Genomic DNA, 17282 nt, shown 5'->3' on the forward strand with positions numbered 1-17282 from the left:
ATCCACCATGTACCTCGATCATTTCGACCTGAAGGAATTCCCGTTCGGGATCACGCCCGACACGAGCTACTTCTTCTCCTCCGGCGCCTCGCAGGAGGCGCTGAACACCTTGCTGATCGCCGCCCGCACCGGCGAGGGCTTCATCAAGATCACCGGAGAAGTCGGCACCGGCAAGACCCTGCTGTGCCGCAAGCTGATGGCCAGCCTGGGGCCCGACTTCGTCGTGGCCTACATCCCGAACCCCTATCTCGAACCGACGGCCCTGTTCCTGGAACTGGCCTCGGAGCTGGGCCTGGACACCAGCATGCTCGCCCACTACCAGGGCCATCAGCAGCAGCATCTCTTGCTGAAGGCGCTGAGCCTGAAGCTGGTGGACCTGACGATGGAGGGGCGGCGCGTCGTCGTGTGCCTGGACGAGGCGCAGGCCATGCCGATCGAGACGCTGGAGGCGCTGCGCCTGCTGACCAATCTGGAGACCGAGAAGAACAAGCTGCTGCAGGTGGTGATCTTCGGCCAGCCGGAACTGGAGGAGAAGCTGAACCATCCGTCGATCCGGCAGCTGAAGCAGCGCATCACCTTCGACTATCACCTCGGCCCCCTGTCGCACGCCGAGCTCAGCTACTACCTGCATCACCGCATGATGGTGGCCGGCTACCGCGGCGGCCAGTTGTTCAGCGCGACGGCAATGTGGCTGCTGAAGCGCAAGACCAAGTGCATTCCGCGCTTGATCAATATCGTCGCCCACAAGACCTTGCTGAGCGCCTTTGGCAAGGGCAAGCAGTCGGTGGACATCTGGGATGTGCTCGCGGCAAGCAGGGACACCGCCTCCCTGCGCAACGAGCGTGGAATCGAGAAGGCGGCGGCAGCCTTCCTGCTGTTCGTGCTGCTCGGCATCTGTGTCGCCGCCTATGGATGGATGAATCGACTATGAGCGTCATCAACCAGATGCTGCAGAACCTGGACCAGCGAAAGTCCACGGTGGTGCGCAAGGACCCGCTGGCCGGCGAAGTGCGCACGGTCGCCGCGCAGCGAGCCTCACCGCCCGCGATCCGCATCCTGGGCCTGCTCGGGCTTGGCCTGGCCACCGCCGCGGCGGGCTGGATGCTGATGGCGCCCAAGACCGCGGTGCCCATGGGCGTCAAGACACAGCTCGCCGCAGAGCCGATCTCGGCACCGCCGCCGCCACTCGCGCATCCGCCCTCTTCTCCCGCTGCCGTCGAGCCGACGCCACCGACGATGCTGGCCGCCGCGGCGGTCAAATCGGAAGCGCCGGCGAAGCCGTCGGCGCTGGCGCCCCAAGCGCAGCCCCAAGCGCAGCCCCAAGCGCAGCCCCAAGCGCAGCCGCAAGCGCAGTCGCAAGCGCAGCCTCAAGCGCAGTCGCTTGCGGCGCCACAGATGCCGCCGCAAGCGGCCGATGCCGAGGCGCGCGCGGAGGCGGGCAGGAAGCCCGGCGCCGGCCCGACGCTCGCGGCACGCGACGAGCCCGAGGCCCGGCCGGCTGCAACACCGGGCTTTCAGAAGACGGTCAGCCGCAAGACGCTTTCGGAAAACCTCTACAAGCAGGCCGTCGTCGAATTCCAGCAAGGGCGCAACGCGGATGCCAAGGCCAATCTGCGCAAGTCGCTGGAGGCCGATGCCGGCAATGCGCCCGCACGCCAGATGCTGGCCGGCATGCTGGTTGACGCCAACCATTTCGATGAGGCGACCGGCCTGCTGCGCGAAGGCCTGAAGCTGCAGGCGGGAAACAGCGACTTCGCCATGGCCCTGGCACGGCTGCAGCTCGAAAAGGGCGAGACCGCCAACGCCCTGCTCACCCTGGAGCAAGGCCTGGTCGCGGCCGGCGAGGATCCGCAGTACCACGCCTTCTATGCGGCCCTGCTTCAGCGCGCGCAGCGCCATGAGGATGCCGTCGGGCATTACCTGGTGGCCCTGCGCAGCGATCCGGCGATGCCGACCTGGCTGATGGGCGTGGGCATCTCACTGCAGGCCCTGGGCAAGCGCGCCGACGCGGCCGAGGCCTTCCAGCGCGCGCGGGACGGCGGACTGCTGCCGCCGGGCCTGAACGAATTTGTCGAGCAGCGGCTGGCGCAGGTGCGGCCTTGATCGCCCGGCAAACGGAACCGAGCCTTGCAAGCAAACAAGGGACGAGCAGCTTTGTCGCTGGGCAAGCCTGCTTATGGGGGGGACCATGCATCGATATCTAGCGCAGTTCCTTTTGATACTCGCGGCGGGGCTGTCCGGCTGCGCGACGGTGGTCGACGGCGCGAACCAGTCGATCGCCATTGAAACCAGCAGCGGGGGCAGGCAGGTCAGCGGCGCTCGCTGCCTGCTGGTGAACGAGTTCGGGGAATCTCGGGTGGTGACGCCGGCGATGGTTTCGGTGTCCCACGGCCACGGCGATCTGACGATTCGATGCCAAAAGCCGGGCTTCGAGGTCGCCGAGAACGTCATCAGGCCGGGACCGAATATGAAGGTGCTGGGCAATATCCTGCTCGGCGGCGCGATCGGTTTCGGGCTCGACGTTGCTAGCGGCGCCGTCTATACCTATCCGCCCCTGATCTCGGTGGACCTGATCGAGATGGCCGAGGTGAAAGCGGCGAGCGTCGTGCAGCCCGTTCCGGCCATCCCCGACGACGAGATCCGCACGGTCGAACTGCTGCGCCGCACCTCCTGCACGCCGCTGGCCCGCCCTTCGCTGCTGGACAAGGAGCAGGGAGTCAGCCAGTACCTTGCCTATTGCCAGGACGGCCGCACCGCGCGGACCGTATGCCAGCAGTCGGAATGCCGGTTCAAGACGCGCGACGATTCGTGAGCAGGCGAATGGCCGCCGATCCTGCTGCCGCCAACAATTCGAAATCGGGGGAGTTGTAGATGGGATACAGAAGCACCTTGCTCGCTCTGCTGGCGAGTGCCGCGATGGCCGCTTGCGGCGGCGGCGATATCGCCACCGGCGCGCTCAGCGGCAATGACAAGCAATCGTCGAACACGGCGCCCAGCAGCCCTGCAGCCTCTTCGCCAACGCCAAGCGTCATAGCTTCAAAACTGGAGCTGGCTGACGCGCAAGGGGCGGCCTTGAGCACCCCGACCCTGTCGCAAACCGAGACCCGTTATCTCAAGGTTACCGCCCAGAATTCACAGCCTTACAAACGCGTGGAGGTCTCTCTCGACAGCACCGCGCTGGCCGTCGTGACCCCATCGTCCCGGCTGACCGATGAAAAAGGCGTTGCCCTGTTCACCATCGCACCGGCCTCTACCTCGTCCAACGGCGCCATCAAGGTCACGGCCAAGGTGGATACCGACGGCGCTCAGGTCACCAACACGCTTGATCTCCAGGTCGTGCCGGCGTCCACGCCGCCGGTCACCGCGGCGAAACTGGAATTCGTCGATGCCCAGGGTTTGGCTTTGACCACACCCAACCTTTCGCAGACCGACGCCCGTTATCTCAAGATCACAGCCCAGAATTCCCAGGTGTCCAAACGCGTGGAGATTTCTCTCGACAATGCCCTTGCGGTCGTGACTCCGACGGCGAAGCTGACCAGTGAGAATGGCGTTGCGCTGTTCACCATCGCACCGGCATCTGCTTCCGCCAACGGTGCAGTCAGGGTCACCGTCAAGGTGGACACGGACGGAGCCCAGATCACAAAAACGCTCGATCTTCAGGTGATTCCGGCGGCTCAGACACCCGTTGTCGCTTCGAAGCTGGAACTCATTGACGCTCAGGGCAAGGTCTTGAGCAACCCCGGCCTTTCTCAGACCGAGCCGCGTTCTCTCAAGGTCACCGCCCAGAATTCTCAAGCCTTCAAGCGCGTGGAGATTTCTCTTGACAATGCCTTGGCCGTCGTGACTCCTTCGTCGAAGCTGACCGACGAGTTTGGCGTTGCGCTGTTCACCATCACGCCGGCATCCATCGCCTCCAATGGCGTCGTCAAGGCCACCGCCAGGGTGAATACGGACGCTGCACAAGTTACGAATGCGATGGACCTCCAGGTCACGCCGGGCAAGGTGTCGCTGACAGGCTTGTCTGCAACACCGATGTCCGTCCAGCTGGGCCAGGCGATTACGGTCGGCGTCAATGCGCAGATCGACGGAGTAGCCGCTCCGCAGAACAGCGTCTCGGTCGCCTTCAGCAGTTCCTGCGGGACGGCGACGCCGGACGTCGTGCGTGTAGATGGCACGGGCAAGGCAAGCACCGTCATTCAGACCCAGGCGGCAGGCGCTTGCACGGTACAGGCCAACACGACCGGTCTTTCGGCGCCCCTGTTAGCCGGCTATGCCGTTACCCCTTTGCCGACGCCATCGGCGTTCGGATTGAAGTTCGTCAAGGCCGACCCGCAAATCATCTATATGAAAGACTCGGTCGGCCCGAGGACGTCGCTGCTGACCTTCAAGGTATTCGACTACAACGGCACAGGCGTGGCAGGGCAAAGGGTCTCCTTCGGTTTCCTCAATTCGAAGGCCGTCGACTTCTGCGGCATCGCCGGCAACCCGGTCGGCTCGACGGGCAGCAACGGTGAGGTGTCCGTCCGGGTCTGCAGCGGTGTGCAGCCGAGCACGGTACAGGTGCGCGCGACCGTCGACGGAAGCACGATCAGTGCAGACTCCAATCTGCTGACCGTGCAGTCCGGCCTGCCCTCGCAGCGGTTCTTCGACCTGGGTGCGGCGCAGCTGAATTTCTATGTCGGCGCAGGATTCACCGACCGGTTCAGCGGGTTGACCGTGCCGATCACCGTCTTCGCGGCCGACCGGCAAGGCAATCCGGTTCCGGATGGCACGCCGGTGATCTTCGTCGCCGAGGGCGGGCAGATCAACTCGAATGGCCAGAGCAGTTGCATCATCAGTGCAGGCCGGTGCTCGGTCGATCTGATCGGCCAGGATTACCGGCCGCTGGGATCGAGGATCACCGGCGGGGATCCGCGGCCGGGGCGCGTCACCGTGCTGGCCATGGCCGATGGCGAAGAGCATTTCATCGACAAGAACGACAACAACGTCTACGACGAAGGCGTCGACGAGTTCGAAGATCTGGGACGCCCATTCCTCGACAAGGACGAGGACGGCATATTCACCGCCTCGTACAAGAATCTCCAGACCGATACCTTGGACGGCGACGCCAGCTATGCCATGGTCGGCGAAGCTGAGGGAACGAAAGACTGCCCCAACAATACGAACAGAGGCTTGTCGGTCGCCAATACCTGCAATGCAACCTGGAACGGGTCGGGCGTCAGGGCCGATGGGCGTTTCTACACGCCGACCAAGGTGCGGCGCGCGATCGTCATGGTGTTCTCCGGAGGCGAGATCGCATATCCCAATTCATCGACCGTGCCCCTGACATCGGCCTGCGGCCATAGCGCCGATTCGCGGTCCTATGACTCGACCATTCCCAGCAACAAGAGGACCGCACTCATCAATTGCGCTCGCAACGAAATGAAGGTTCAGTTGGCCGACAGGAACGGCAACCCGCTGCCGGCCGACGCCGCGCTGAAGGTCGCCGTACGGCAGACCAGCTCGACCGGGACCTGCACGGCCAGCCTGGGCGGTAGCGGAACCGTCGTCGGCAACAGCACCGAGCCGACGCTGCACCAGATCCTGCTGAAGGACTGCAGCGGTGGCGAATTCGTCGATCTCTCGGCGACCGTCAAGGCCAAGACAACGACGTTCACGATCGCCGTGCCCTAGCCTGCGTCCAGCAGCGACCGCCGTCAGGGAGCGCGCTTCCCCCGGAGTTCGGCTGCTCAAAACAAGGCCCTCCACGGAGGGCTTTGTCGTTCTCGGCCTTCCTTACCCTCACCTGGCGACGGCTGCCTCGTTCAAGCCGGCCCGATCGACGTCGACCTGATAGCCGGCCATCGGCAGCAAGCCGCCGTCGCGCGCTTCGAAGATGGTCAGCAGCGTCGTCGTCCCCTCGCGCCAGCCGACGCCGCCACGGCCGACCACGGCGAGCCACCAGCGCCCGTCCAGCCACAGGGCCAGATGGCGCAGCTCGACATTGGCGTAGTTAGTCCTGAAGACATCGCGCTGGCGCGGATCAAGGCCGAAGATCGGAAAGTCGGGCGGCGAGCGCGGGTCGGCGCGATCGAGGGCAGCCAATACTTCGGCGCTCGGCTGCCCTGGCGACGCGAAGCTCAGGGGCTCCAAGGGCGCCCCGCCATGGCGGTCGGTCTCGTAGGCCGCGGCGATCTCGGTCGCCATGGCGCGACCGGCCTTGCACAGCGAGGAGGCCTCGTCGCGGCAGAACTGGCCGGCGACGCTCAGCGCCCTGCGAAAGGACAAGGCCAGCGTGCAGGCCGGTGCCCAGCCGCGGCCGGTCCAGGGCACGACCGTGTAGCGCTCGCCGAGCGTGATCCGGTCGATCGCCTTGACGACGAAGGCCGGCCGGGCGAAGACCCGGCCGAAGCCGCTGTGACTTCCGCAGGGCACCTCCGCTCCCGGCTCCGCGATCTTTCGCCAGGGACGACCCGGCCGGGCCTCGACGAAGACCGAGGACTGGCAGTTGGCCGTGCCCTGGATGGTCGAGACGCGGTAGACATCGCTGCCGGCCAGGCGATCGACACCGACCACGCCGGAGTCGAGCGCATACAGCGCGGCCCTCAGCTCGCGGTCCTGCGCCAGCTCGCCTTGCAGCGCGGACGGCGGCGGCCCGGCCGGCCGCGTGTCGATCCGCAGCCAGGGCGCCAGCGGCTCCCGGCTGGCCGCCCAGGCCGAGTCCGGCAAGCTCCGGGCCTCGGCCGCCAGCTGCTCGCAGTCCGAAGGCCGTTCCGCGGCCACCGGGCCCGCGCTTGCCAGAGCCAGCAGGCCCAGCAGCAGGCCGGCGATCCTTCGTTCGCGTTGCATCCTTGCTTTCCTCCCTTAGGAAACGATAGCAGCCCCGCCCGCTTAAACTAGCAAGCCGCTCGCAAAGCCCTCTGCCGAGGGCTTTGTTGTTCATGTTGAGATCCCGATGACCCAGACCCCCGACTTCAGCGCCCACACCCCGGTCATGCAGCAGTACTTCCGCCTGAAGGCGGAGCATCCGGACGTGCTGGTGTTCTTCCGCATGGGCGACTTCTACGAGGTCTTCTTCGACGACGCGCGCAAATGCAACGCGCTGCTGGACATCACCCTGACCAGCCGCGGCCAGAGCGGCGGCAACCCGGTCGTGATGGCCGGCGTGCCGGTGCATGCGCTGGAGAGCTATCTGGCCAAGCTGATCAAGCTCGGCGAGGCGGTGGCAATCGCCGAGCAGGTGGGCGATGTGGCGACGAGCAAGGGGCCGGTCGAGCGCAAGGTGGTGCGCGTGGTCACGCCGGGCACCGTCACCGACAGCGAGCTGCTGGCCGACAAGCAGGACTCGGTGCTGCTGGCCGTCGTCGCCCAGGGTTCCAGGGCCAGCACGACGCTGGGCCTGGCCTGGTTGTCGATGACCCAGGGCCAGCTGGGCCTGGCCGAATGCAGCGAGCGCGAGCTGCCCTCCTGGCTGGCGCGCCTGAGCCCGGCCGAGGTGCTGGTCGATCGCGAGAAGCAGCCGGCCGCGGTGCTGGCCGCACGCGCGCCGATCACCAACCGCCCGAGCTGGCAGTTCGACTCGGCGCTGGGCGCACGCAAGCTCTGCGAACAGCTGGCCGTCGCCGGCCTGCAGGGCCTCAATGCGGACAAGCTGCCGGCCGCCCACGCCGCCGCCGCCGCGCTGCTCAGCTATGCCGAGCACACGCAAGGTCGCGCGCTGGCCCATGTGAAGAGCCTGCAGGTGCATCGCAGCTCCGAGCTGCTGGACCTGCCGCCGGCGACGCAGCGCAATCTGGAGCTGACCCTGACCCTGCGCGGAGAGACCGCGCCGACCCTGCTCTCGCTGCTGGACAGCTGCCGCAGCGGCATGGGCAGCCGCGCGCTGCGCCACTGGCTGCTGCATCCGAGGCGCGAACGCGGCGAGGCAATCGCGCGGCACGAGGCGATCGCCGCGCTGCTGGACGGCGGCTACGAGCCGCTGCGCGAGGCGCTGCGCGGCGTGTCCGACGTCGAGCGCATCGCCGCCCGCACCGCGCTGCGCCAGGTGCGGCCGCGCGAGCTGACCGGCCTGCGCGCGACGCTGCAGGCGCTGCCCGAGCTGCTGCGCACGCTGCCGGCCGGCAGCGCGCTGATCGACGGCCTGGCCGCCGGCCTGCGCGCCTCCCCGCATATCGAGGAGCTGCTGCGCCATGCGATCGCCGAGGAGCCGGCCGTGCTCTTGCGCGACGGCGGCGTGATCGCCGACGGCTTCGATGCCGAGCTGGACGAGCTGCGCGGCATCCAGAACAACTGCGACGCCTTCCTGCTTGACCTGGAAAGCCGCGAGCGCGCGCGCACCGGCATCGCCAATCTGCGCGTGCAGTACAACAAGGTGCACGGCTTCTATATCGAGGTGACCCAGGGCCAGGTCGACAAGGTGCCGATGGACTACCAGCGCCGCCAGACCCTGAAGAATGCCGAGCGCTACATCACGCCCGAGCTGAAGGCCTTCGAGGACAAGGCGCTGTCGGCGCAGGAGCGATCGCTGACGCGCGAGAAATACCTGTACGAGCTGCTGCTGGACCAGCTGCTGGAGGAGCTGCCGACGCTGACGGCGCTGGGCCGCGCGCTGGCCAGCCTGGACGCGCTGGCCGCCCTGGCCGAGCGGGCGGCGATGCTGAACTGGTGCCGGCCCGAGTTCGTCAACCAGCCGGCGATCGACATCACGGCGGGACGGCATCCGGTCGTAGAGGCGCGGCTGCGCGAGACCGGCGCGGGCGAGTTCATGGCCAACGACTGCCGGCTCGACGCGCGCACCCGCATGCTGGTGATCACCGGCCCGAATATGGGCGGCAAGTCGACCTTCATGCGCCAGGTGGCGCTGATCGCGCTGCTGGCGGCGATCGGCAGCTATGTGCCGGCGACGGCCTGCCGGCTCGGGCCGATGGACGCGATCCACACCCGCATCGGCGCGGCCGACGACCTGGCCAATGCGCAGTCGACCTTCATGCTGGAGATGACCGAGGGCGCGGCCATCCTGCACGGCGCGACCGAGCAATCGCTGGTGCTGATGGACGAGATCGGGCGCGGCACCTCGACCTTCGACGGCCTGGCCCTGGCCAGCGCGATCGCCAGCCATCTGCACGACAAGACCCGCGCGTTCACGCTGTTCGCCACCCATTACTTCGAGCTGACCGAGTTCCCGGCCAAGCATGGTCAGGCCTTGAACTGCCATGTGTCGGCGGTCGAGAGCGGCGAGGACATCGTCTTCCTGCACGAAATCCAGCCCGGGCCGGCCAGCCGCAGCTATGGCGTGCAGGTGGCGCGCCTGGCCGGCATGCCGGCCTCGCTGGTGCGCCAGGCCCGCGCGACCCTGGAGGCGTTGGAATCGCGCGCGCTGGAAGGCCAGGCGCAGATCGATCTGTTCGCCGCGCCGCCGCAGGCGGAGGCCGCTACGGCGCTGGCGCCGAGCGCGCTCGACGAGGCAATGGCCGCCGTCGACCCCGATGCCTTGTCGCCGCGCGAGGCGCTGGAACTGGTCTACCGGCTGAAGAAGCTGAGCCTGCAATGAGCAAGCACGCCGGCACCATCGTCTTCTCGCATGCCAACGGCTTTCCGGCCGGCTGCTACCGCGTGCTGTTCGAGATCTGGCGCGCGGCCGGCTGGGAGGTCCATGCCCTGCCCCGCTTCGGCCATGACCCGGCCTATCCGGTCACCAGCAACTGGCGCCATCTGCGCGACCAGTTGATCCACTTCATCGAGCGCGAGGTCCGGCCTGAGGGCCAGGTCATGCTGGTGGGCCATTCGCTGGGCGGCATCCTGAGCCTGCTGGCCGCCAGCAAGCGCCCCGATCTGGCCGAGGGCCTGCTGCTGCTGGACAGCCCCATCGTCGCCGGCTGGAAGGCGCACAGCGTGCAGGTGATGAAGGCGACTCGGCTGATGCACCGCGTCTCGCCGGGCAAGATCTCCAGCCAGCGCCGCCACGAATGGCCGGACCGCGCGGCCGTGCACCAGCACTTCGCCAGCAAGCACAAATTCGCCCGCTGGGACCCGCGCGTGCTGCAGGACTATGTGGACAGCGGCTTCGAGGAGCGCGAGGACGGCCGCGTGCATCTGAGCTTCCGCCGCGAGGTCGAGACGCGCATCTACGACACCCTGCCGCATCATCTGGAAGGCCTGCTGCGCCGCCATCCGCCGCGCTGTCCGGTCGGCTTCGTCGCCGGCACGCAGTCGGAGGAATTGCGCCGCGCCGGCGCGGCCGCGTCCAAGGCCCTGGCCCGCAAGCACTTCGCCTGGATGGAGGGCAGCCACCTCTACCCCTTCGAGCGCCCCGACGACACGGCGGCGCTGGCGCTGCAGATGCTCGAGGCCTTCCGGGCCGAGCGGCATGAGGGTGGCGAACAAGCCGCCTCGCTATAATCGCAATTTCCCACCACAGCGCCCTTAAGGACCACCGGAACGGGCGCTGCAAGACATGACCAAATACGTCTTCGTCACCGGCGGTGTGGTGTCCTCTCTCGGCAAGGGCATCGCATCGGCCTCGCTGGCTGCCATCCTCGAATCGCGCGGCCTCAAAGTCACCCTCATCAAGCTCGATCCCTATATCAACGTCGACCCGGGCACGATGTCGCCGTTCCAGCATGGCGAGGTCTTCGTCACCGACGACGGCGCCGAGACCGACCTCGATCTGGGCCATTACGAGCGCTTCATCACGACGCGGATGAAGAAGAGCAACAACTTCACCACCGGCCAGATCTATATGTCGGTGCTGGAGAAGGAGCGCCGCGGCGACTATCTCGGCAAGACGGTGCAGGTGATCCCGCACATCACCAACGAGATGCAGGACTTCATCCGCCGCGGTGCCGGTCACGGCACGCCGGAAGCGGTGGACGTGGCGATCGTCGAGATCGGCGGCACCGTCGGTGACATCGAGTCCCTGCCCTTCCTCGAGGCCGCACGCCAGATGAGCCTGAAGATGGGCCCGACCAATGTCGCCTTCGTCCATCTGACCTATGTGCCCTGGATCGCCGCCGCCGGCGAGCTGAAGACCAAGCCGACCCAGCACACGGTGCAGAAGCTGCGCGAGATCGGCATCCAGCCGGACGCGCTGATCTGCCGCGCCGACCGCCGCGTGCCCGACGACGAGCGCGAGAAGATCTCGCTGTTCACGAACGTGCCCGAGTACGGCGTGATCTCGATGTGGGACGTCAACACGATCTACAAGGTGCCGCGCGTGCTGCACGAGCAGGGCCTGGACCAGCTGATCTGCACCAAGCTGCAGCTGAACACCAAGAGCACCGACCTGAAGCGCTGGGACAAGCTGGTGCACGAGGTCGAGAACCCGGCCCGCCAGGTGACGATTGCGATGTGCGGCAAGTACACCGATCTCAGCGACAGCTACAAGTCGCTCAACGAGGCGCTGCGCCATGCCGGCATCCACAACCATGCCGGCGTCAAGATCGAGTACGTCGACTCCGAGTTGCTGAACGCCGACAACATCGATCAGCTGGCCCAGTACGACGCGATCCTGGTGCCGGGCGGCTTCGGCAAGCGCGGCGTCGAGGGCAAGATCCTGGCCGCCAAGTACGCCCGCGAGCACCAGACGCCCTATCTGGGCATCTGCCTGGGCATGCAGGTCGCGACGATCGAGTACGCGCGCAACAAGGCCGGCCTGACCGGCGCGAACTCGACCGAGTTCGATCCGCAGACCCAGCACCCGGTGATCGCCCTGATCGACGAGTGGCAGGACGCCGATGGCACGATCCAGAAGCGCGACGAGAAGAGCGACCTCGGCGGCACGATGCGCCTGGGCGCGCAGAGCTCGGACGTCAAGCCGAACACCCTGGCCCACGACATCTATGGCGATGTCGTCACCGAGCGCCATCGCCACCGCTACGAGGCCAACGAGCATTACCTCGACCGCCTGCAGGACGCCGGCCTGGTGATCTCGGCGATCACGCAGCGCGAGAAGCTGACCGAGATGGTCGAGCTGCCGCGCGAGGTCCATCCCTGGTATGTCGGCGTGCAGTTCCACCCGGAATTCAAGTCGACGCCCTGGGACGGCCACCCGCTGTTCACCGCCTTCATCAAGGCGGCGCTGGATCACAAGGCCAAGGCCGCCTGAGTCAAGCTTAAAAGCCCACTACCATGCCCGCCGCCTACATCATCGCCAACGTCCGCGTCACCAACCCGCAGCAGTACGAGGAATACAAGAAGTTCTCGTCGGCGGCCTTCCTGGCCCACGGCGTCGAGGTGCTGGCGCGCGGCGGCCAGGTGGAGGTGCTGGAGGGCGACTGGACGCCGGACCGCATGGTGCTCTTGAAGTTCCCGAGCACCGCGGCCGCCCGCGCCTTCTACGACTCGCCCGAATACAGTCGGGCCCGCCAGGCCCGCGAGGGCGCGGCACTGATGCGCATGGTGATCCTGGACGGCATTTGAGCCACGCCGCCTGCGTCTTGTTCAGCGCGGGTAACAAAAGCCCGGCACCATCTGCGCCTACCGAATTCACAACCTCCTGGAGACCCTTGAATGAGCGCCATTGTTGACATCGTCGGCCGCGAGATCCTCGACAGCCGCGGCAACCCCACCGTCGAATGCGACGTGCTGCTGGAAAGCGGCGTGATGGGCCGCGCGGCCGTGCCCTCGGGCGCCTCGACCGGCTCGCGCGAAGCGATCGAGCTGCGCGACGGCGACAAGAGCCGCTACCTCGGCAAGGGCGTGCTGAAGGCCGTCGAGCACATCAACACCGAGATCTCCGAGGCCGTGCTGGGCCTGGACGCCTCCGAGCAGGCCTTCCTCGACAAGACCCTGATCGACCTGGACGGCACCGAGAACAAGAGCCGCCTGGGCGCCAACGCGATGCTGGCCGTCTCGATGGCCGTCGCCCGTGCCGCCGCTGAAGAAAGCGGCCTGCCGCTGTACCGCTATTTCGGCGGCATGAACGGCTGCCAGTTGCCGGTGCCGATGATGAACGTCATCAACGGCGGCGCCCACGCGAACAACTCGCTGGACCTGCAGGAGCTGATGATCATCCCCGTCGGCGCGCCTTCGTTCCGCGAAGCGCTGCGCTGGGGTGCCGAGGTCTTCCACGCGCTGAAGAAGATCCTGCACGACAAGGGCATCTCGACCGCCGTCGGCGACGAGGGCGGCTTCGCCCCCAGCGTCGAGAGCCATGAGGCCGCGATCCAGCTGATCCTGGAAGCGATCGACAAGGCCGGCTACACCGCCGGCGAGCAGATCGCCCTGGGCCTGGACTGCGCCGCCAGCGAGTTCTACAAGGACGGCAAGTACGTGCTGGAAGGCGAAGGCGGCATCCAGCTGACGGCCGAGCAGTGGACCGACATGCTGGCCACCTGGGTCGACAAGTACCCGATCATCTCGATCGAGGACGGCATGGCCGAAGGCGACTGGGACGGCTGGAAGCACATCACCGAGAAGCTCGGCGCCAAGGTGCAGCTGGTCGGCGACGACCTGTTCGTCACCAACACCAAGATCCTGCAGGAAGGCATCGAGAAGGGCATCGCCAACTCGATCCTGATCAAGATCAACCAGATCGGCACCTTGACCGAGACCTTCGCCGCGATCGAGATGGCCAAGCGCGCCGGCTACACGGCCGTGATCTCGCACCGCTCGGGCGAAACCGAGGACTCGACCATCTCCGACATCGCCGTCGGCCTGAACGCCGGCCAGATCAAGACCGGCTCGCTGTCGCGCTCGGACCGCATGGCCAAGTACAACCAGCTGCTGCGCATCGAGGAAGATCTGGGCGACATCGCGAGCTACCCGGGCCGCGCCGCCTTCTACAACCTCAAATAAGCCCTGCCGAAAGCCCTGGCCCGCCGTCGCGCGGGCCGCGGCTACACTCCTGCCGTGCGCGCCTTAAGCATCATCCTCGCGGCCTTCCTGGTCGGCATCCAAGCCCAGCTCTGGCTGGGCAAGGGCGGCCTGCCGCGCGGGGTGCAGCTGCGCGCCGAGCTGGCCCGCGCCCAGGCGGCCAACGAGCAGGCGCGTGCGCGCAATGCGCAGCTGGAGGCCGAGCTGCGCGATCTGCGCGAAGGTCTGGAGATGGTCGAGGAAAAGGCGCGGCTCGAGCTGGGCATGATCAAGCCCGACGAGATCTACGTCCAGGTCCAGCGCTGAGCCCGCCCGCATGGACGCGCTGCTGCAGCTGCTGCACCCCCTGTTCGCGCCCGCCTTCACGCTGCTGGGCAGCCCGATCAGCTGGACCGAGCTGATCGCCTTTGCCTTGGCGCTGTGGATGGTCGTCTGCAATATGCGGGTGCGCCCGCTGGCCTGGCCGCTGGCCCTGCTCAGCTCGCTGCTCTACTTCCTGCTGTTCTGGGATGGCAAGCTCTATGGCGAGGCCTCGCTGCAGCTGCTGTTTGCCGCCTTCGCGCTCTGGGGCTGGTGGCAATGGCTGCGCGGCAAGGGCGCGGACGGCGAGAAGCTGCGCGTGCGGCGCCTGGACCGGCAAGGCCTGGCCCTGGCCCTGCTGCTGACCCTGGCCGCCTGGCCGGTGCTGGGCCTGTTCCTGCAGCACCAGACCGATTCGCCGCTGCCCTACTGGGACGCCTTCCCGACCGTGACCAGCCTGCTGGGCCAATGGCTGCTGGGTCGCAAATACCAGGAGAACTGGAGCGTCTGGGTGCTGGTCAACGTGGTCAGCGTCGCCCTGTTCGCCTACAAGGGCTATTGGCTGACCGTCGTGCTCTACGCGGTCTTCATCCCGATGTCGGTGGCCGGCTGGCGTGCCTGGCAGCGCCAGCTGCAGCCCGCTCTGGCGGCCTGAGGCGATGAGCGGGGCGCTGCGGATCGCCATCGTCGGTGCCGAAAGCACCGGCAAGACGGCGCTGGCCCTGGCGCTGGCCGAGCAACTGGCCGACAGCACCGGCCTGCGCTGCGTTGCCGTGCCCGAGCTGCTGCGCGCCTGGTGCGAGCGCGAGGGCCGCACGCCGCGGCCCGAGGAGCAGGCCGCCATTGCCGCCGCACAGACAGCAGCGATCGACGACGCCGCGCAGACGCATGAGCTGGTGCTGTGCGACACCACGGCGCTGATGACGGCGATCTACAGCGAATTCCTGTTCGCCGACCGCAGCCTGATGGCGCCCGCGCTGGCGGCCCACCGCGGCTACGACCTGACCCTCTTGACCGCGCTGGACCTGCCCTGGCAGGCCGACGAAGGCATGCGCGACGGCGCGCATGTGCGCGAACCGGTCGATGCGCTGATCCGCGCCGCCCTGCTCGACGCAGGCCTGTCCTGGTCCATCGTGTCGGGCCAGGGCCAGCGGCGCGTCGATGCGGCGCTCGACGCCATCACCCCGCTGCTGGCCGGCCGCGCCCTGCCCCGCCAGGGCCTGTTCACCCGCATGGCCCGGCGCCAGGCCGCCCTGCCCGAATGGCGCTGGACCTGCGATTGCGACGTGCCCGAATGCGAGCACGCGATGCGGCAGCGCAGCGCCTGAGATGAAACCGCCCCTCGTCCAAGGACTAGCTTGTCCGGTCCCCCGCGGGGGCGGCGATGCTTGCCGGATCGACCGGCAAGCACATCGCCGGCGCGGGCCGGCTTGGGAGCGGCCCGGCGCTCGGCCCGAGTACCGACGGAATGGAAACTGAGATAGCAAGGTTCCTCACGATGTCCAAGCTCAAGACCGGCCTGCTTGCCGCCACTCTCGCCCTGCTGCTCGGGGCCTGTGCGCAGCCGCCGACGCCGCCCGCGCCGCTCCAGGTCAAGCTGCTGGCGATCAATGATTTCCACGGCAATCTGCAGCCGCCCGGCGAGGGCCTGCGCATCCGCGATCCGCAGAATCCGGCCAAGACGCTGACGATCGCGGCCGGTGGCGCCGCGCATCTGGCCAGCGCCGTGCGCGAACTGCAGGCGCAGAACCCGAACCATGTCTTCGTCGCCGCCGGCGATCTGGTCGGCGCCAGTCCGCTGCTGTCGGCGCTGTTCAATGACGAGCCGACGATCGAGTCGCTGAGCCGCATGGGCCTGGCGATCAGCGCCGTCGGCAACCACGAGTTCGATCATGGCAAGGTCGAGCTGCTGCGCAAGCAGCATGGCGGCTGCCATCCGGTCGAGGGCTGCAAGGGCCCGCGCCCCTTCACCGGCGCCGGCTACCACTACCTGGCCGCCAGCACCTGGGATCTGCAGACCGGCAAGACCCTGCTGCCGGCCTATGAGATCCGCCGCTTCGAGGGCGTGCCGATCGGCTTCATCGGCCTGACCCTGAAGGACACGCCGGGCATCGTCACGCCCAGCGGCGTCGCCGGCCTGCGCTTCGACGACGAGGCCGAGACCGTCAACCGTCTGGTGCCCGAGCTGCGCGCCCAGGGCGTCGAGGCCATCGTCGTGCTGATCCACGAGGGCGGCTACCCGAGCGGCGACTACAACGAATGCCCGGGCATCTCGGGGCCCATCGTCGATATCGTCAAGAAGCTAGACAAGGCGGTCGACCTGATCATCAGCGGCCACACGCACCGCGCCTACAACTGCCGCATCGACGGCCGCACGGTCACCAGCGCCGACAAGTACGGCACCGTCCTCACCGACATCGACCTCAGCCTGGACCGGCGCAGCGGCGACATCACCGCGATCGCGGCGCAGAACCGCATCGTCAGCGCCGAGCGCTATGCGGCCGATGCGGCGCAGGCGGCCTTGATCGCCGAGTACGACGCGCTGGCCGCACCGCTGGCCAAGCGCATCGTCGGCCGCATCAGCGAGACCATCTCGCGCAGCGAGAACGCCGCCGGCGCGACGGCCATGGGGCAGTTGCTGGCCGATGCCCAGCTGGCGGCGACGCGCGCCCCCGAGCGCGGTGGCGCCCAGATCGCGCTGACCAATATCGGCGGCGCCCGCGCAGCGCTCAACTTCCAGGGCCAGGGCGAGGTCAGCTATGGCGATGCCTTCAGCGTCCAGCCCTTCTACAACCAGCTGCTCACGCTGAGCCTGACGCCGGCCGAGCTGCGCCAGGTGCTCGAGCAGCAATGGCTGAACCAGCCCAAGCCGCGGCCGCTGCAGGTCTCCGAGGGCTTTGCCTACCAATGGGATGCCGCCCGGCCGGTCGGCCAGCGCGTTGTCGCCGACAGCCTGCGCCTGAACGGTCAGCCGCTGCGCGAGGACGCGCTCTACCGCGTCACCGTCAGCGCCTTCCTGGCCGCCGGCGGCGACGGCTTCGCGGGTTTCGCCGAATTCGGCGTCGGCCGCGAGCGACGCATCGGCATCATGGACATCGAGGCCCTGGTCGAGTACCTGCAGGCGCGGCCGCTGACCCGGCCGCCGGCGCTGGACCGGGTCATCCGTCTTAACTGACATGCCTCAACTGACG

At 67.6% G+C, this 17282-nt stretch carries 14 protein-coding genes; 13 read left to right on the top strand and 1 reads right to left on the bottom strand.

Going from position 1 to position 17282, the window contains the following annotated elements:
• Positions 1 to 7 precede the first annotated feature (7 nt).
• From QWJ38_RS15485 to QWJ38_RS15500, 4 genes are all read left to right on the top strand, one after another.
• On the top strand, positions 8 to 931 hold the full coding sequence (locus QWJ38_RS15485) for an ExeA family protein (protein ID WP_290360011.1): 924 nt from the start codon (positions 8 to 10) through the stop codon (positions 929 to 931).
• The gene (locus tag QWJ38_RS15490; RefSeq protein ID WP_290360012.1) at positions 928 to 2103 is read left to right on the top strand and encodes a tetratricopeptide repeat protein; all 1176 of its coding nucleotides are present in this window, start codon (positions 928 to 930) and stop codon (positions 2101 to 2103) included. The genes QWJ38_RS15485 and QWJ38_RS15490 overlap by 4 nt, the downstream gene beginning before the upstream one ends.
• Positions 2104 to 2188: 85 nt before the next feature.
• On the top strand, positions 2189 to 2812 hold the full coding sequence (locus QWJ38_RS15495; protein WP_290360013.1) for a hypothetical protein: 624 nt from the start codon (positions 2189 to 2191) through the stop codon (positions 2810 to 2812).
• Positions 2813 to 2889: 77 nt separating this feature from the next.
• Entirely contained in the window at positions 2890 to 5673 is a 2784-nt protein-coding gene (locus QWJ38_RS15500; protein ID WP_290360014.1) for a hypothetical protein, read from the top strand.
• A gap of 108 nt (positions 5674 to 5781) precedes the next feature.
• Here QWJ38_RS15500 and QWJ38_RS15505 read toward each other — a convergent pair whose 3' ends face one another.
• Positions 5782 to 6828, bottom strand: coding sequence for a hypothetical protein (locus QWJ38_RS15505; RefSeq protein WP_290360015.1), 1047 nt, complete (start codon positions 6826 to 6828; stop codon positions 5782 to 5784).
• Positions 6829 to 6934: 106 nt separating this feature from the next.
• Between QWJ38_RS15505 and mutS the strand changes: the two genes are divergently transcribed.
• From mutS to QWJ38_RS15550, 9 genes are all read left to right on the top strand, one after another.
• Entirely contained in the window at positions 6935 to 9529 is a 2595-nt protein-coding gene (mutS, locus tag QWJ38_RS15510; RefSeq protein ID WP_290360016.1) for a DNA mismatch repair protein MutS, read from the top strand.
• A complete protein-coding gene (locus tag QWJ38_RS15515) occupies positions 9526 to 10377 on the top strand; it encodes an alpha/beta hydrolase (RefSeq protein WP_290360017.1) in 852 nt (283 codons plus the stop codon). The genes mutS and QWJ38_RS15515 overlap by 4 nt, the downstream gene beginning before the upstream one ends.
• A 55-nt stretch (positions 10378 to 10432) precedes the next feature.
• Positions 10433 to 12082, top strand: a complete 1650-nt coding sequence (gene pyrG, locus QWJ38_RS15520) for a CTP synthase (RefSeq protein WP_290360018.1) — start codon at positions 10433 to 10435, stop codon at positions 12080 to 12082.
• A gap of 23 nt (positions 12083 to 12105) precedes the next feature.
• Positions 12106 to 12396, top strand: coding sequence for a DUF1330 domain-containing protein (locus QWJ38_RS15525; protein ID WP_290360019.1), 291 nt, complete (start codon positions 12106 to 12108; stop codon positions 12394 to 12396).
• 90 nt (positions 12397 to 12486) lie between these two features.
• Positions 12487 to 13773: a phosphopyruvate hydratase gene (eno, locus tag QWJ38_RS15530; RefSeq protein WP_290360020.1), complete on the top strand. Its 1287-nt coding sequence runs from the start codon at positions 12487 to 12489 to the stop codon at positions 13771 to 13773.
• A 54-nt stretch (positions 13774 to 13827) separates the two neighbouring features.
• Positions 13828 to 14097: a septum formation initiator family protein gene (locus QWJ38_RS15535; RefSeq protein WP_290360021.1), complete on the top strand. Its 270-nt coding sequence runs from the start codon at positions 13828 to 13830 to the stop codon at positions 14095 to 14097.
• A gap of 10 nt (positions 14098 to 14107) precedes the next feature.
• Complete coding sequence (gene pnuC / locus QWJ38_RS15540; protein WP_290360022.1) at positions 14108 to 14746, top strand: nicotinamide riboside transporter PnuC; 639 nt, start codon at positions 14108 to 14110, stop codon at positions 14744 to 14746.
• Positions 14747 to 14750: 4 nt separating this feature from the next.
• Positions 14751 to 15419 (top strand): AAA family ATPase, encoded by a 669-nt coding sequence (locus QWJ38_RS15545; protein WP_290360023.1) that lies wholly within the window; start codon positions 14751 to 14753, stop codon positions 15417 to 15419.
• A gap of 170 nt (positions 15420 to 15589) precedes the next feature.
• Positions 15590 to 17266, top strand: coding sequence for a bifunctional metallophosphatase/5'-nucleotidase (locus QWJ38_RS15550; protein WP_290360024.1), 1677 nt, complete (start codon positions 15590 to 15592; stop codon positions 17264 to 17266).
• The last annotated feature ends 16 nt before the right edge of the window (positions 17267 to 17282 follow it).

Source organism: Roseateles violae, from assembly GCF_030410485.1.
GTDB lineage: Bacteria > Pseudomonadota > Gammaproteobacteria > Burkholderiales > Burkholderiaceae_C > Roseateles_D > Roseateles_D violae.

What these genes read in the sequence shown, in the direction of transcription:
- QWJ38_RS15485 (WP_290360011.1), top strand. Translation starts at nt 8, where the DNA reads ATGTACCTCGATCATTTCGACCTGAAGGAATTCCCGTTCGGGATCACG.
- QWJ38_RS15490 (WP_290360012.1), top strand. Translation starts at nt 928, where the DNA reads ATGAGCGTCATCAACCAGATGCTGCAGAACCTGGACCAGCGAAAGTCC.
- QWJ38_RS15495 (WP_290360013.1), top strand. Translation starts at nt 2,189, where the DNA reads ATGCATCGATATCTAGCGCAGTTCCTTTTGATACTCGCGGCGGGGCTG.
- QWJ38_RS15505 (WP_290360015.1), bottom strand. Translation starts at nt 6,828, where the DNA reads ATGCAACGCGAACGAAGGATCGCCGGCCTGCTGCTGGGCCTGCTGGCT.
- mutS (WP_290360016.1), top strand. Translation starts at nt 6,935, where the DNA reads ATGACCCAGACCCCCGACTTCAGCGCCCACACCCCGGTCATGCAGCAG.
- QWJ38_RS15515 (WP_290360017.1), top strand. Translation starts at nt 9,526, where the DNA reads ATGAGCAAGCACGCCGGCACCATCGTCTTCTCGCATGCCAACGGCTTT.
- pyrG (WP_290360018.1), top strand. Translation starts at nt 10,433, where the DNA reads ATGACCAAATACGTCTTCGTCACCGGCGGTGTGGTGTCCTCTCTCGGC.
- QWJ38_RS15525 (WP_290360019.1), top strand. Translation starts at nt 12,106, where the DNA reads ATGCCCGCCGCCTACATCATCGCCAACGTCCGCGTCACCAACCCGCAG.
- eno (WP_290360020.1), top strand. Translation starts at nt 12,487, where the DNA reads ATGAGCGCCATTGTTGACATCGTCGGCCGCGAGATCCTCGACAGCCGC.
- pnuC (WP_290360022.1), top strand. Translation starts at nt 14,108, where the DNA reads ATGGACGCGCTGCTGCAGCTGCTGCACCCCCTGTTCGCGCCCGCCTTC.
- QWJ38_RS15545 (WP_290360023.1), top strand. Translation starts at nt 14,751, where the DNA reads ATGAGCGGGGCGCTGCGGATCGCCATCGTCGGTGCCGAAAGCACCGGC.
- QWJ38_RS15550 (WP_290360024.1), top strand. Translation starts at nt 15,590, where the DNA reads ATGTCCAAGCTCAAGACCGGCCTGCTTGCCGCCACTCTCGCCCTGCTG.